General features: G+C 48.2%; 13 protein-coding genes. 9 read left to right on the plus strand and 4 right to left on the minus strand.

What is annotated here, in order from left to right; translation table 11 throughout:
- Window positions 1-60 precede the first annotated feature (60 nt).
- Entirely contained in the window at window positions 61-1,803 is a 1,743-nt protein-coding gene (locus tag GO003_RS04575; protein WP_159657782.1) for an oxygenase MpaB family protein, read from the minus strand.
- A gap of 315 nt (window positions 1,804-2,118) precedes the next feature.
- Here GO003_RS04575 and GO003_RS04580 point away from each other — a divergent pair, with 315 nt between their 5' ends.
- Entirely contained in the window at window positions 2,119-3,132 is a 1,014-nt protein-coding gene (locus GO003_RS04580; RefSeq protein ID WP_159658909.1) for an IS110 family RNA-guided transposase, read from the plus strand.
- A gap of 604 nt (window positions 3,133-3,736) precedes the next feature.
- Here GO003_RS04580 and GO003_RS04585 read toward each other — a convergent pair.
- Window positions 3,737-4,783 carry a hypothetical protein gene (locus GO003_RS04585; RefSeq protein WP_159658003.1) on the minus strand — a complete coding sequence of 349 codons (1,047 nt, stop codon included), beginning with the start codon at window positions 4,781-4,783 and terminating at the stop codon, window positions 3,737-3,739.
- An 81-nt stretch (window positions 4,784-4,864) separates the two neighbouring features.
- Here GO003_RS04585 and GO003_RS04590 point away from each other — a divergent pair, with 81 nt between their 5' ends.
- Window positions 4,865-5,326, plus strand: a complete 462-nt coding sequence (locus GO003_RS04590; protein ID WP_456238215.1) for an HIT domain-containing protein — start codon at window positions 4,865-4,867, stop codon at window positions 5,324-5,326.
- 107 nt (window positions 5,327-5,433) lie between these two features.
- On the opposite strand, the gene GO003_RS04595 is transcribed toward GO003_RS04590, so the two are convergent.
- Window positions 5,434-5,826: a flagellar basal body-associated FliL family protein gene (locus tag GO003_RS04595; RefSeq protein WP_231088820.1), complete on the minus strand. Its 393-nt coding sequence runs from the start codon at window positions 5,824-5,826 to the stop codon at window positions 5,434-5,436.
- Window positions 5,827-5,906: 80 nt separating this feature from the next.
- Here GO003_RS04595 and nagZ point away from each other — a divergent pair, with 80 nt between their 5' ends.
- From nagZ to GO003_RS04610, 3 genes are read left to right on the plus strand one after another with little or no spacing between them, the layout of a single operon-like run.
- Window positions 5,907-6,926, plus strand: a complete 1,020-nt coding sequence (gene nagZ, locus GO003_RS04600; RefSeq protein WP_231088821.1) for a beta-N-acetylhexosaminidase — start codon at window positions 5,907-5,909, stop codon at window positions 6,924-6,926.
- The gene (locus GO003_RS04605; RefSeq protein WP_159658002.1) at window positions 6,913-7,455 is read left to right on the plus strand and encodes a hypoxanthine-guanine phosphoribosyltransferase; all 543 of its coding nucleotides are present in this window, start codon (window positions 6,913-6,915) and stop codon (window positions 7,453-7,455) included. The genes nagZ and GO003_RS04605 overlap by 14 nt, the downstream gene beginning before the upstream one ends.
- A 32-nt stretch (window positions 7,456-7,487) precedes the next feature.
- Window positions 7,488-8,228 (plus strand): S-methyl-5'-thioinosine phosphorylase, encoded by a 741-nt coding sequence (locus GO003_RS04610; protein ID WP_159658001.1) that lies wholly within the window; start codon window positions 7,488-7,490, stop codon window positions 8,226-8,228.
- Between the two features lie 47 nt (window positions 8,229-8,275).
- On the opposite strand, the gene GO003_RS04615 is transcribed toward GO003_RS04610, so the two are convergent.
- Window positions 8,276-9,265, minus strand: coding sequence for a malate dehydrogenase (locus GO003_RS04615; protein ID WP_159658000.1), 990 nt, complete (start codon window positions 9,263-9,265; stop codon window positions 8,276-8,278).
- Window positions 9,266-9,999: 734 nt separating this feature from the next.
- On the opposite strand from GO003_RS04615, the gene GO003_RS04620 reads away from it, so the two are divergent.
- From GO003_RS04620 to GO003_RS04635, 4 genes are all read left to right on the plus strand, one after another.
- Window positions 10,000-10,857, plus strand: a complete 858-nt coding sequence (locus tag GO003_RS04620; RefSeq protein ID WP_159657999.1) for an NADP-dependent methylenetetrahydromethanopterin/methylenetetrahydrofolate dehydrogenase — start codon at window positions 10,000-10,002, stop codon at window positions 10,855-10,857.
- Window positions 10,858-10,891: 34 nt separating this feature from the next.
- Window positions 10,892-12,283, plus strand: coding sequence for a glycerate kinase type-2 family protein (locus GO003_RS04625; RefSeq protein WP_159657998.1), 1,392 nt, complete (start codon window positions 10,892-10,894; stop codon window positions 12,281-12,283).
- A 20-nt stretch (window positions 12,284-12,303) separates the two neighbouring features.
- Window positions 12,304-13,560: a serine hydroxymethyltransferase gene (gene glyA / locus GO003_RS04630; RefSeq protein ID WP_159657997.1), complete on the plus strand. Its 1,257-nt coding sequence runs from the start codon at window positions 12,304-12,306 to the stop codon at window positions 13,558-13,560.
- Window positions 13,561-14,014: 454 nt separating this feature from the next.
- Window positions 14,015-15,688, plus strand: coding sequence for a formate--tetrahydrofolate ligase (locus GO003_RS04635; RefSeq protein WP_159657996.1), 1,674 nt, complete (start codon window positions 14,015-14,017; stop codon window positions 15,686-15,688).
- Window positions 15,689-15,789: the final 101 nt, after the last annotated feature.

Below are 15,789 nucleotides of genomic sequence, written 5' to 3' on the forward strand. Positions count from 1 at the left end.
TCCGTAATGACATTAAAAACTCAGGAACGCGCACGAAACAAATCAAGCAAAACGAACGGCTTAATCACTGGGCTCATCAAGTGTGGGCCGAAGATTAAAAATAGTGGGTAACCGAAAGTTCATCATACCGAGTGCAATTAGCCAGGAAAAAATGGCGCCAATCAATGCGATTTTTGCAGCGCTCCACCCACCCACCAATGCAGCGGGAATGGCCGCCGCCAAACCGAATAACGCCAGTGTCAATAAACCGAATGAACAACCCACGACAAAAAACAGTTGTCTGCGCCACCGGGTCAAACGCACCTGATAAGCTTGATCGACGCCCGGCTGGCGGACCCAGGTTGACGCATCTGCCGGCACAAAAAACGGCTTGCGTGAGTAGGCATCGCGCCAGCTGTCAATCAACAACTCACTCACTTCATTTAAACGATGTGCGGTTATCCAGCCTAAGTGTTTGAAGCGTTTATAAAATCTGGCGCGCAACCACAGACTGCAACTAAAAATGCCCCCAGCCAATGTATAAAAAGGTTTACGCCAAAAAACCCGGGTTTCCTTGATTAAGGTATTGTCCAGCAAAAATGACGCATTCGTCATTCCAATCTGACTGATGATCATGGCGGCCGACAAGCGATGTGCAAAACCGGGCACATCCGGCAAGTAATCACCTAAAAAGCCGATCAGAGCCGAAGTCAATACGGCGCCTTCTTCGGATGCAGCGGCTTGTCTACTGTGAATCGCATCAAAAAGCGCTTCTGCATCCTGCCAGTTATCTGTCAATAATTCCGACCGGATACCCATGATGTAACCCGTCACTTTCCATAAATGCAAAAAAGCTTCCTTTTGTTCCAGATTAAGCGGTAAGCCCCATTTTTCCAAGCCCCGGGGAATGACCAGACCAAAGGTCAACAAGGTATAAGCCAGGTCCTCCTGATTAACGGGAACACCCAGTTTTTCTGAATCCCAAGGCGTTTGCACCTGACTTAACTGTTCAGCGAAGGTCTGCGGCTGCTCTTTGTTGCCCCAGGGTTTGAAACTGTCCGGTTCCGTGAGCATGAAACGCATTGAGGCATGCAGAAAACGCACTTTTTTAGCGGTGATATAGCCTTTTCCCCACAGATAACGTTTCGGTTTACCGCGTAACAGCTCAATCTGCTCGGCTATTTTTTCGGAGTCGGCCGGAGTGCCGGTTTCACCTGCCGTGCGAATCAGGCGAGAGCCTTGCTGTTGCCATCGCCCCTCGGCATCAAGCATGTTAAGCGCTTCCAAAAGTAAAACATCGTCCTGAACCGCAGCATCTTCAGCAACTTTGATTCCACCTTTATCCATACAGGCCGCCAGCATCAAACCGGTTTCATAAATACGTTGAAAAATATATTGGTGATCACGCAGTTTATCGGTTTTGTACAAAGCCGGAATGCCGTTTTTCATCAAATAACAAGCGGGCAAACTGCCTGAATACAAAATAAGCAACATTATCAACGAGTTCTGTTGCCATAATTTAGAGCCTTGTTCAAGCTTTGCGGCATCGACCCAATCCGGCGCTTCCATCGGATCAAAATAATCAACAATCTCCTCGGGCATGTTTTTCAGCCAGTTCGCAAGTCGCGAATCATTGACCAAAGCCAACTCAGGGTCTTGAATCAGTTTATCGGCCATCAGCAGCATCGAGTTATAACCCAAGCGGCCGATAGACTCGCTGCCTTTTTTAGGCAGCAGGGCGGCCACTAATGCGTCCACTTCCGGATCGGCCAATTGCCGATAAGCATCAAGGTCGATATTTCCCCAAATTGACTGGCTACCCATGGATTCCCCTCTCTAAAGTAATCACGTTTATTATGGCTAAAGTTTCATTGATCAAGCTGTAAACCCATCCGGGTAATTAATCTGATAGCTCTGATGCCCTTCTGGGATCAGACTGATTTACTACCCTTTGAAATTCAGCGTGTTAAGCGGGTAATCATAGTCAATCAAAGCAAACATGCCAGAAAACAGGTATTGACTTCAGCTTTTCCCAACTTGAAGGAAAAAAAGGTAACGGTGATGATATGGACTCCTCCTCTCCCCTAAACGGTGTCAAAATACACCGACTAATTTAACCGGAAGAAAGAGGAGCCTGTCATGAATCGTAACGTAATGGGTTTGGATATTGCAAAGCAAGTATTTCATTTGTTCTCGATGAAAGATGGCAAAGCCGTGAAAAAGAAGTTGAAGCGTTCTGAGTTGTTGGCGTTTATCGCACAACTGCCAGTGAGCTTGATCGCGATGGAAGCGTGTGGTGGAGCGCATCATTGGGCTCGGGAGTTTGCAGCCTTGGGCCACGAAGTGGTGTTATTGAACGCCCGCTTCGTTAAGGCCTTCGGAGTCGGCAACAAAAACGATTTCAATGACGCCGAAGCGATTTTCACCGCAGCCTGTCAGCCGAACAAACGCACCGTGGCAGTAAAAACGATCGAGCAACAAGATTTAACGATGTTACACGGTATTCGCCGAGGCAGGGTCGACGAACGAACGGCCTTGGCCAACCAAATACGTGGGCATTTGGCCGAACGGGGCATGGTGTTGCCGCGTGGCGTAAATCAGCTCAGAAAACAACTACCGGAGATACTGGAGGATGGCGATAATCAGCTCAGTGCGCTAAGCCGCCGGCTTGTGGCCACGCAGTATCAGGCCCTGAAAGACTTGGACGAAGCAATCAAAGCACTGGAACGGGAAATTAGCGCGGTCTGTCAGCAACATGCCTTAAGCCGTCGCTTGGTCGATATACCGGGTATCGGCCCTTTGACCGCCGTGTTGGCGGCAGCCGATGTCGGGGACGGCAAGGACTATCATTCGAGCCGTGATTACGCGGCCAGCTTGGGCGTGGTGCCCCGGCAACACAGTAGTGGGGACAAACAGGTCTTGCTGGGCATCAGTAAGCGCGGCAATCGGTCGTTGCGGACCTCGTTGATTCACGGCGCACGGTCGGTGCTGAAATACTGCGGCGATAAAAGCGATCCCTTGAGCCTGTGGCTCAAACGCCTGATCGAACGGCGCGGTTTCAATAAAGCAGCCGTGGCGCTAGCCAACAAGAATGCCCGGATCATCTGGGCCTTGGCAACGCGCGACGGGGACTATGTACCGCAAACGGCCTAGTAACTGAAAGACCGGGTTATCCACCCTTGCCCCACCGCCTCCACGCGATGGAAGGGTTCCGGCGCTGGGCCAAGCGTGGATAACCCTCAAACCGGTGATGTAAAAGAGTTCAACAGATTGCGGAGGCAAGAGAACTTAATGTGATGACGATCAACAGGTCAGACCGGTGCTTTTGAAGTCCGTTTTACCCAGAGATTCTTGGAAATCGTTACGGTGGTTGAGACAAAAGCACGCGGATAGATTCATCAGGGCCCGAAGGTCATAAGTGCCTTCACAAAGAGGCCGAATATATGGCGGCAATCTCGATCTCTGTTGGAAACATCATTTTTTAAGCAATCTTGGCTTGCAATTGGGGAGGAGTCCATATATGGGTAAAAGAGGAATGAATCCTTTCATACTGAAAAATCGTTCGACTTCATTATAAGGTACGGGGTGTCTGTCGAGGACCGCCGTGAACCCATCCATGGAGGCTTGACGGCAGCATCAATGCTGCCGACATCCTCGCCAAACACCTCGCGCTTTATAGATACCAGAGGTTTTTTTGATTTGATAGCAGCAAGGAAGCGCTGATCAAGGCGCTTCCTGCTCAAAGGGGGTTCGGGAACTAGCGAGTAAAGCGAATATACTGACGATAAGGCGAATCATTTTTCCAGGTGAAGGCTTCCGTGTAGTAATGCAAAAGCCCCAGATAACCGATCAAACCCAGCGTAACGGCTTTTCGAATTTCAAACCCGAACAGGTATTCACTCAGCACACTGACAAACGCATCACCGTATTGCTGCAAGAAAAAAGTAATCAGTACCGACAATAACGGTAACACGACAAACACAGGGATATTCCACCGCTTCGCCCAGCGGTAAATTGAATTCTTAGGCTCAAGGTTATGGCGATTGTAATCGTGCGTCACGTAAAACAGATACGCAGTCATGTCATGGACCAGGCGCGGCACTAAAATGGCTAAAAGAAAATACTGGTGTACGAAAAGATAAAAACTGCTGACGACCAGCAAGGTATTGGCCCATAGAAAAAGCCAGCCGAAGCGGGTCTGAACATAGCGCTGACAAATGGCCGTTACTAATATCAACCCGGCACAGAGCGCACCGGATGAGTATTGCAGCCATTCAGACTGTTGTCCGGTAAGGCTGTTTTTCAAAAAAATGCCTATATAAATCAAAACACCGGCCGCCACGCTCAACCCCAATAAAACATGAAAAGCCCAAGACGGAAGCTTGCAAATGCCTCTTGCTACTCCATGCTGCTGTTTTAACACATGAAAAACAGTCCAGGCCGCTACCATGACATAAAGCGCTTTATAGGGTAAATACAAACTGCCCAACCCGAAAAATACCGCAACAAAGGCTGTCATCCAAAGGATTTTGTGTTTGTAAAATCCAAAATACTCCCGGTTAGTGGTTAGCAACAGCGCACTGGCAATGATATGTGGAGTACCAAAAAAAAGTGAGAACAGAATAAAGTGTGTGGGACTGCTGGGCAGGTTATCTCGCAAATAATGACCCCAAAACAACGCATCCGAAAATTGCAGGGAAAGGCATAAAGGGATAATCAGGTATAAACCTAACAGAAGACGGAATGACACCGCCACGTTTTCTTGAACGGCGATCGCGTTTTCGTAAAGACCTTGAGCCGACATGATGTTTAACCTGATTCTAATGATGAAAGAAAAAGCAATCGAGGATGAATTTCTTAAATAATTTTGCCACGATTGATTAGAATGAAGTTTAAACTTACACCCAATTCCAGGACGCTATCAAGTTTAAAAATGAATTTTGAATTACACCCGCAACTGAATCGCGACTGTTTTTTTATTGGCCGTCTTGATCTATGCCAGATTTTATTAATGAATGACAGTCAATATCCCTGGTTCATTCTGGTACCTGAAAGTGCCGGTATTCAGGAAATCTATCAACTCAATCCTGCACAAAGAGCGCTATTGCAAGACGAATCATGCCGGGTTGCCGAGTATTTGGCAGATCATTTTAAAGCGGACAAAATGAATATCGCAGCAATTGGCAACGTAGTATCGCAACTGCATATTCATCATATCGTCAGGTACCGGACCGATAAGGCCTGGCCTTCACCGGTATGGGGTAAATATGATGCAGTGCCTTATAATCCGGAGAGAAAAGCGGAATTAATAACACTTGTAAGGCAAGATCTGGGGTTTTCTTTTTAAGAGGTCTTTCACTTTCCGGTTTTGTTCAGATTCTGCAGTGACGGTTATAAACAGCCACTACAGATTCCGTCAGCTTGATTTACGATGACTATCGAAAACGTCTTGATCTAGTTGAGTAAAAATTCGGTGAAAAACAAATCACGGAAACCGTCACTGTTTTCGTATTTATCCAGCGCGGCCCTGATCGCATCAAGCGTTTCTTTTCTTAAGGCTTCACGCTGTTCCATGGTGGCAAGATCTGCTTCATTTCTGCCGCTAAACAACATAATCAGCTCATGCCTCAAAGCCGGCATATGTTTTTTTATTTTCTCTACATTTTCTTTGCCTTCGACCAGTAGCTGAACATTGATCAACAAATATTTTTTTTGTCCGGCCAAATTCACGGTAAACTTGGGCGTCATCTCCAAATATTCAAGGACAGGCTCTACTTTTTCTTCATCTTCGGCAACTGCAAAACCGGGCACGATAAAAAAACATAACAGTAACAAAAAAATGTGCACAACGAACTCCTAAACATATTAATTCAATGAGCCTAAGTATAGGCTAACTCCATCCAACTGACGATTTCATCACTAAGCACATGAAAAAACCCATTCCCATCGGCCCTATCATGATTGATGTTGAAGGCATCAATTTGACAGCTTACGATCGAGAAAAACTGAGCCACCCGAATACCGGAGCCCTGATTCTTTTTTCAAGAAATTATGAGCACCCAAAACAAATTGTGGAACTGATCACCGCAATCCGTTCCGCACGCAAAGGTCCCCTGCTTATTGCGGTGGACCAGGAGGGTGGCAGGGTTCAGCGATTCAAAGAGGGTTTTACCCGTTTGCCCCCAGCTTGCCGTTATAAAAACCATCCGGATCTGGCCGAACAGGCCGGATGGCTGATGGCCGCTGAATTACTGGCTGTTGGCGTCGACTTGAGTTTTGCACCGGTACTTGATATTGATTGTGGTATCAGCGAAGTCATCGGTGATCGTTCTTTTTCCGAAGACTCAACCCTCGCCACACAACTGGCAGGTGAATTCCGGTCTGGAATGAACAGAGCCGGCATGGCGGCTGTTGGCAAACATTTTCCTGGGCACGGTGCGGTCGCAGCCGATTCGCACCTTGCCTTACCGGTGGACGAACGCGATTTTTCCGAAATCTGGGAAAATGATATTCAGCCCTTCAAAAAGCTCATTGCGGATGGACTAGAAGGCATTATGCCCGCCCATGTGGTTTATCCGGCTGTGGACGATAAACCGGCCGGATTTTCAGTCAAATGGATTCAGCAGATATTGCGACAGGAATTACAGTTTAACGGCACTGTTTTCAGTGACGATCTGAGCATGGAAGGTGCCGCTTTTGCCGGTAGTATTTCAGATCGCGCTTTTCTGGCTCAAGAAGCCGGCTGCGATATGATATTGGTCTGCAATAATCCAAAAGGTGCAGAACAAGTCCTGGATGCGTTGCCGATTAAAACCGACCCACTTCGTGAACACCGCTTAATAGCCATGCTCGGCAAACCGCAAATGAATGCTGAAACACTGAAAGCCAACACTCAATGGCAGACTATTTCGCAACAAATCAATCAAATGACCCATGAACCTGCTTGAAGAAATCGAACACGTAAAAGCAACTGCCGAGTTATTGCATAATCAACATGAGGTCGATGCCGCAATCGATACTATGGCGGAAAAAATCAACCTGCTGCTGGCGGACCGGAATCCGGTCTTTTTATGTGTCATGAATGGCGGCATGGTCATTGGCGGCAAACTGTTGACTCGCCTCACGATGCCGTTGACTTTAGATGCCATTAACGCCAGCCGTTATCAGAACAAGACGGTTGGTAATACCATTGAATGGATTCTAAAACCCAAGACACCTTTGCAAGGTAGAACGGTGCTGATTGTTGACGACATTCTGGACGAAGGACTGACGCTGGCGGCTATCGGCCGATATTGCAAGGAAGAGGGCGCAACGTCGGTTTACAGCGCTGTTCTGGTTGATAAAATGATTGACCAGACAAAACCCATACAAGCCGATTTTGTGGGACTTGAAGTAGAAAACCGTTATTTGTTCGGCAACGGCATGGATTACAAAGGTTATCTGCGTAATGCCCCCGGCATTTATGCCTGCCGGTAAATGCCCGTTCCTCACCTTCCGGAATACAAAACATGACACAACTTGCAATCATTGGCGGCACGGGCCTTACCCAGCTGAGTGAACTCACTATCGTTCATAGGGAACACCTTACCACGCCTTATGGAGACCCTTCCGCAGAATTTGTAACCGGTGAACTGCACGGAAAAAAAATTATCTTCCTCGCTCGACATGGCAATCCGCATACCATTCCACCCCACCGGATAAATTACCGGGCCAATTTATGGGCATTACACAAACTGGGGGTCAGGCAAGTTCTGGCCGTTGCCGCAGTAGGCGGCATTACACCGCTTATGGAACCTGCACATATCGCGATTCCCGATCAGATCATTGACTACACCTACGACCGCAAGCACACTTTTTTCGAAGACGATCTAACCGAAGTCACTCATATCGATTTTACCCACCCTTACTGCCGGGAACTTCGAACCCGACTGCATAAAGCAGCAAATCACGCCAATATTGCCATTACCGAAACAGGTACTTACGGTTGCACGCAAGGACCCCGACTGGAAACACCTGCCGAAATCCGGCGCATGGAGCAAGACGGCTGTGATTTAGTCGGCATGACGGGTATGCCTGAAGCCGCTTTGGCAAAAGAATTGGGAATGAGCTATGCCGCAATTTCCGTTGTTGCCAATTGGGCGGCGGGAAAATCGGAAGGGGAAATCACCATGGCTGAAATTGAGCAGCATCTGCACCACGGCATGGCGAAAACCGCGAAATTATTGAAGGCCTTTGTCGAATTGTCTTAGTTTAAGTCAGTAGCGCTGAATTTAATCAGCGCTACTTATCAAACTAACTACCCTTCGCTGCCAAACAAATGTCGGACCGCATTCCGCTCTTCTCTTAATTCAGCTTCATTGCTTCTCAAGCGTTGCAAACTAAAGTCGTTTATCGGCAAGCCTTTGACAATGCTGACCTTACCGTCCTCAATAGTGACAGGATATGAAAAAACCAGACCTTTCTCGATGCCGTAACTGCCATCGGAAGCAATGGCCATGCTGATCCAGTCATTTTCATCAGTACCGTAAATCCAGTTACGCATCAGATCCAAGGCAGCACTGGCGGCCGACGCGGCACTGGACTTACCTCTCGCCTGAATCACCGCCGCACCTCGTTGCTGAACAACAGGAATAAACTCATCCACAAACCAGGCTTCATCAACCAAAGACAGTGCCTCCTGTCCTTTTACCCGGGCATGGTGAATGTCAGGATACTGGCCTGCAGAATGATTACCCCAAACGATGACATTTTTAACATCCGAACACAAAACCCCGCATTTTTCAGCCAGCTGATTTTTAGCGCGGTTATGGTCCAACATTGTCATGGCTGAAAAATTATCCGGACTCAAATCCGGTGCATTATTCAATGCAATCAAGGCATTGGTATTGGCTGGATTTCCGGTTACCAAGACTTTTACATCCCGGCTTGCCACTTTGTTTAACGCTTTTCCTTGTGTTGAAAATATTTCCGCATTGGCTGTCAATAGATCACTACGCTCCATTCCCGGACCACGGGGCGTCGCGCCAACCAGAAAAACATAATCGGCCTGCTTAAAAGCAACTTCCGGGTTATCCGATACCACCACTTTGTGGAGGAGTGGAAATGCGCAATCATTTAACTCCATGACCACGCCCTTCAAAAAAGGAATCGCTGCCGGAATTTCCAGAAGATGCAGAGAGATTGGCTGATCCTGTCCTAATAAATCTCCTGCCGCCAACCGGAATAACAGAGAATAACTGATCTGTCCCGCCGCTCCGGAAACAGCAATATTGACTGGCGCTTTCATAGGTTCCCCTTGGTTAAATTTTCGGTTTGGCCATAGGCTTTGTTTTTCATGCGGGTCCACTCAGCGATTTTGCCGTAGGGGCATTATCTATGCATGAATAATCAAAAGGCTTAGCGATCAATGATAGCCACATCGGGTAACTCCTGCAAGCTTGTCAACAAGCGCCAAGACTATTAACGCTTGCTCTTCATCAGTGTCGAGGAGTCTTAATAACTTAATCAGGTTATATCTTTCGCTCTTCAAATTTTCGAACTATATGGTTATCTATTAATTCGGCGTAATTATTCAGCAAAATGGGTACATGTTATTAACAACCCTATCATGAATGCCATGGAGCTGAATGTTGGGCTGGCTATCGCGCCCACCTTAACCAACACGATGCATCACCTTTGTGTTGTTGCTCCGCAAAATAGCTACCCGTCATCCATTTTAAAGATACGGGCAGGCAATCTAAATATCCTTTTTCCCGCCATTCTTATGTTTAAATTCAGGCTTTCGAATATATACAGCTAGCCATTTCGCTGAAGCAGACTCAGCTTTTTTAAGCCTTGCACCAATGAGACACGGCGTAGGTTAATACGGTATAATTTGCGCCTGAATGAAGCCCCAAAAGAGCCCCGCAAGGATTTTTCAAAAATTAGCTTATTAGGCCGGGCCTACTGATTCTGAAACATCAAGTCTGGCTGTATTTTACTTTTAGATTTTTACACTAACCCCGCTCCGCGAATAATCGAATGAAAAAACTGTTGTTCCAATTTGATACCGATATCCACCCTTCCGTTTTTGACACGGTCGTTGCCTATGATGGCGGCGCGGATCATGTTATCGGTTATGGCGGAGTAAGACCTGATAATGTCAAAGCCTTGGTAGAAGGAACAATATTTACCCGCGCGCCCAAAGACAAAAAAAATACAGCGATTTTTATTGGCGGTAGCGATATGGTGGCCGGTCAACGTTTATTCACGGCCGTACAAAATCATTTTTTTCAAAATTTCCGTGTGTCTATCATGCTGGACAGTAACGGCAGTAACACTACCGCAGCCGCCGGCGTTGCCAAATTGGCTGGTAGCGGTGCTTTGCAGGGAAAAAATGCGATTGTTTTGGCTGGCACGGGCCCTGTGGGTCAGCGTGTCGCTGTCATGCTGGTTCAAGAAGGCTGTCACGTCAGCATCACCTCACGTCAATTCGCCAGAGCTCAACACGCCTGTGAAGACATGAAAAACCGATTTGGCGTTGACCTGACGCCTTTGGAAGCAGTGGATAACGAAGCCAGAGGCAAAGCCATTCAAAACGCGCACATTGTTTTCGCAACAGGTGCAGCCGGAGTCAATTTGCTCGATCTGCAGCATTGGCAAGACAATATGACCTTGGAACTGATCGCTGATGCCAATGCAACGCCGCCGCTAGGCATTGGCGGGTCTGACATGATGGATAAAGGTACAGAGCGTTTCGGCAAAATCATCTGGGGCGCGATAGGTTTCGGCACGCTGAAACTGGGGCTACACCGGGCTTGCATTGCAAAACTGTTTGAAAGTAACGATCAAGTGCTTGATGCCGAGACCATTTTAAGTCTCGCCAAAGAAATGGCCTGATCCTCGCTTTGACCCTTTATATCAGAAGCTCTTAATGCTGAATCCTATTGATGGCTCCCTATCCGGCCTGAGAAATAGCGCCGCCAGAATATTCCAGGCCGGTGTTGAAGCAGCCGACCCTTATTATGCCGTAAAGCGCTGTTTATCAATTGCCGGCCAAGATGTGGTGATTGGCCTGGATTTAACAGATCCGTCATTAACGCGAACAAAACCGTGGTCAGCTGTCCATGTCTTTGCTTTCGGAAAAGGGGCCTGCGCCATGGCTCAGGCAGTGCAGAACAGCATTCCTTTCAGTCTGTGGGCTGGCCCCGGCATTGCAGTGACCAACGATGAGAATGTTCGGCCTATCGACCACTTTACCGTTCTTGCCGCCTCGCATCCGCTGCCCGGCCAGTCAGGTCTTGAGGCCGCAAACTTGATTGCTGATCGTATCCGGCAAGCCAAACAAGGCGAGTTAGTCCTTATTTTGGTTAGCGGCGGCGGTTCGGCTTTGCTTCCCTTGCCCGTTGCCCCGATCACCCTGGATGATAAAATCGCCACCACACAGTTGTTGCTGGCCTGCGGCGCAACTATCAATGAGGTCAATTGTGTGCGTAAGCATCTTTCGCAGATTAAAGGCGGAGGCATTGCCCGGCTTGCTGCACCCGCTGATCTGCATGCGATGATTCTTTCCGATGTCCTGGGGGATGATTTAAGCGCAATTTCCAGCGGACCTACCGTCCCGGATGACAGTACTTTTTCCGATGCGGTCAGTATTTTAAAAACCAAAGGCATTTGGGAACGAGTACCCAAACCTGTACAAGCGCATTTAATCCTTGGCCTGCAAGGTGCCATACCGGAGACACCCAAAACCGGTGACCCGATTTTTGTTAATACGTCGCATACCTTGGTAGGCAGTAACAGTATCAGTGTTGCTGCCATCCATCAGGCGGCTCGTGAACAAGGCTATGAAACGATTTTGTACAGCGACCATCTAACGGGTGAGGCAAAGGATCAAGCCGAAGCGCTAGTCCTGTTTGCCAAACAACAGATGAGCATCAATCATGCTCGCCCCGTCGCTATACTGGCTGGCGGAGAGACAACGGTGACACTGAAAGGCACAGGCAAGGGCGGCCGTAATCAGGAAATGGCTCTGGCTTTTGCTTTAGCCGCGAAACATCATGACTTGCAAGGCTGCTGGGTTTTTCTGAGCGGCGGCACAGATGGCCGGGATGGCCCCACCGATGCCGCCGGCGGCCTGGTTGACAACACTACATTGGATCGTCTGCACAAAGCCGGTATTGATCCACTGGCACGGCTAAGCGACAATGACGCTTACCATGCCTTGCAAGGCTCGCAGGATTTACTTATTACGGGCGCTACCGGTACTAATGTCGCCGATTTACAAATTTTGCTGATCGCACCCCATAAAAAGATAAAACTATAACGCTTCATTTGGAGATAGCTATGTTCAACAAATCACAAACAATTGCCGGTTTCGACGATGAACTTTTCCACGCGTTGGAAGAGGAGCGTCAGCGCCAGGAAGATCACATCGAACTGATTGCTTCGGAAAATTATTGCAGCCCACGGGTAATGGAAGCGCAAGGCACTGTCTTGACCAACAAATATGCAGAAGGCTATCCCGGCAAACGCTATTACGGCGGTTGTGAATTTGTTGATAAAGCCGAACAACTGGCTATCGATCGCGCCAAGGAATTATTCGGCGCAGATTACGCCAATGTTCAACCGCATTCCGGCTCTCAAGCCAACATGGCCGTGTTCATGGCTTTGATCCAGCCCGGCGATACGATTTTGGGTTTAAGCCTGGCTGATGGCGGACACCTGACTCACGGCGCCAAACCCAATTTTTCCGGCAAAATCTACAATGCGATTCAGTATGGATTGCATCCTGAAACCGGCTTGATCGATTATGATCAGGTCGAACGCCTTGCAATCGAACACAAGCCTAAAGTATTAATCGCCGGATTTTCTGCCTACTCCCGCATCTGGGACTGGCAACGTTTTCGCGAAATTGCCGATAAGGTCGGCGCTTATTTGTTTGTCGATATGGCCCACGTTGCCGGACTGGTTGCGGCCGGTTTATATCCAAATCCCGTGCCCATTGCCGATGTTGTGACCAGTACAACCCATAAATCCTTGCGCGGGCCCAGAGGCGGGCTGATTTTATGCAAGAGCAACCCGGAACTTCAGAAAAAGTTTGATTCAAACATTTTCCCCGGCATTCAAGGCGGCCCTTTAATGCATGTGATTGCGGCCAAAGCGGTTGCTTTTAAAGAAGCAATGCAACCGGAATTTCGCGCCTATCAGGAACAAGTCATCAAAAATGCCAGGGCCATGGCCGAAGTCTTTGTCAATCGCGGCTTTGATGTCGTTTCCGGCGGAACGGACAACCACCTGATGCTGGTTTCTTTAATTCCCAAAGGCATTACCGGTAAAGCGGCCGATGCCGCTCTGGGCAGGGCACATATCACTGTCAATAAAAATGCAGTGCCTAATGACCCTGAATCACCTTTTGTCACCAGCGGCATTCGCGTCGGAACACCCGCGCCCACTACTCGCGGTTTCAAGGAAGAGCAAATGCGGGAAATTGCCGGGTTGATGTGCGATGTAATGGAAAATATGGAAGATGAAACCTTAATTTCAGCCGTGCGCGATAAGGTCAGTATTTTGTGCTCCCGCTTCCCGGTTTATGCTGATTAATCAGGCACTGCTGTAAACCGGCAGCCTTGCCATCGCTGCAAGCTTTAACAAGTAAAACTGTCCCGTAAATGCCTTACAGCAAGCGGGGCAGAATCAATCCTTGAGAAATACTCATAGAAATCAATGTCAGTAAGCATTTTTTGCAACCGGTTTTTCGTTGTGCTTAAACACGAGGCGCTGATTCAAACTGTCCGGTTTACCGAAGATGAAAATTGAGTGCCGTGCTTGAAGAGATAAAAAATCCGGTTCTTTTCAAGCCTGTTTTATGAAAAAGCCTTGCGATTGCCCCTAAACCATTGAAAAAGTTTACAAGCCACATGAGTCATTGAAGACATTAAATAACGGTATGACTTTTTCCAAACTTACTTATGTAATTGTGATGGCAAATGAATGTTGCCGCCTTTGAGCAGGCCTAACCACTCATTTATCACTCTTTTTCGATCAGGAACCCTTTATGTCAGATATAGAAATCGCCCAACAAGCGAAGATGCAACCGATCATTGGCCTCGCCGCTGAAAAGTTCGGCATTCCAGCCGAACATTTGGACCCTTATGGCCATTACAAAGCCAAATTATCGCTGGAATATGTCAACAGTTTGGCCGATCAACAAGACGGCAAACTGATTCTCGTCACCGCTATCAGCCCGACACCGGCCGGTGAGGGCAAAACGACGACAACGGTAGGCTTGGGCGACGCCATAAACCGCTTAGGCAAAAAAGCCATCATGTGTTTACGTGAACCGTCGCTAGGCCCCTGTTTCGGTGTCAAAGGCGGAGCCGCTGGTGGAGGCTACTCTCAAGTCGTGCCCATGGAAGATATTAATCTGCATTTTACCGGCGATTTTCATGCCATCGGTGTCGCGCATAACTTACTCTCTGCATTGATTGACAATCATATCAATCACGGCAATGCCCTGAATATTGATTCCCGTCGCATCCAATGGAAACGCGTAGTCGACATGAATGACCGGGCATTACGTAAAATCACGGTGGGCATGGGCGGGCCGGCTAATGGCTATTTACGTGAGGATGGCTATGACATTGTCGTGGCTTCCGAAATCATGGCCATCTTGTGCCTGGCCACCAGCCATAAGGACCTGAAAGAACGCTTGGGCCGTATCGTCATCGCCTATAAAACCGATAAAGTGACACCGGTTTACGCCAGCGACCTGAACGCCCAAGGCGCAATGGCAGCATTATTGAAAGATGCGATCAAACCGAATCTGGTTCAAACGCTGGAAAATAATATCGCCATCATTCACGGCGGCCCTTTTGCCAATATTGCCCATGGTTGTAATACTGTGACGGCAACAAAAACGGCGTTAAAACTGGCCGATTACGTCATTACCGAGGCCGGTTTCGGCGCTGACCTGGGCGCTGAAAAATTTATTGATATCAAATGCCGTATGTCCGGTTTAAAACCCTCGGCAGTCGTCCTGGTTGCAACCGTGCGTGCGCTTAAATTTCACGGCGGCGTTGCTAAAGACGAACTCAATACCGAAAACCTGGAGGCTTTACAAAAAGGCTTTGCGAACATTGAGCGCCATATTTTTAATATAACCCGGCATTACGGATTACCTTGCATCGTTTGTATCAATCATTTCACGTTCGATACCGATGCCGAAATTGCGCTACTCAAAGCAAAATGCGAAGCCCTGGGCTCAAAATGCGTGGTATCGCGGCATTGGGCCCAAGGTGGGGCGGGTGCAGAGGAACTGGCGAAAGAGGTACTCGAAATTGCCGACAGCCGTGAACCCGGTTTCAGCTATGTCTACGAAGCTGAAACCCCTCTTTGGGAAAAAATTGAAACCATCGCCACAAAGCTTTATGGTGCAGCAGGCATTACAGCCAGTCCCAAGATAAAAGCAGAAATCAAAGCCTTGCAAACCAGCTACGGTCACTTTCCGGTTTGCATCGCTAAAACGCAGATGTCATTTTCAACCAATCCCAACACCAAAGGTGCGCCCTCCGGGCATACCGTTGAAATCAGCGAAGTGCGTCTGGCAAACGGTGCTGGATTTGTTGTTGCCATCGCGGGCGATATGATGACGATGCCCGGTTTACCAAAAACTCCCGCCGCCGAGCGTATCGATATTACCGATGAAGGTGTAATAACCGGTTTGTTTTGATTGTCAGTCCAGACCCTGTTTGTTTCGATTGTTGGGTTAGACTCTCCGAGCTAATCCAACCTACCCGGTGCATCACCTTGGTTTAATTGCTCCTCTGAATA

The sequence above is a fragment of the Methylicorpusculum oleiharenae genome (genome assembly GCF_009828925.2).
Classification (GTDB): domain Bacteria; phylum Pseudomonadota; class Gammaproteobacteria; order Methylococcales; family Methylomonadaceae; genus Methylicorpusculum; species Methylicorpusculum oleiharenae.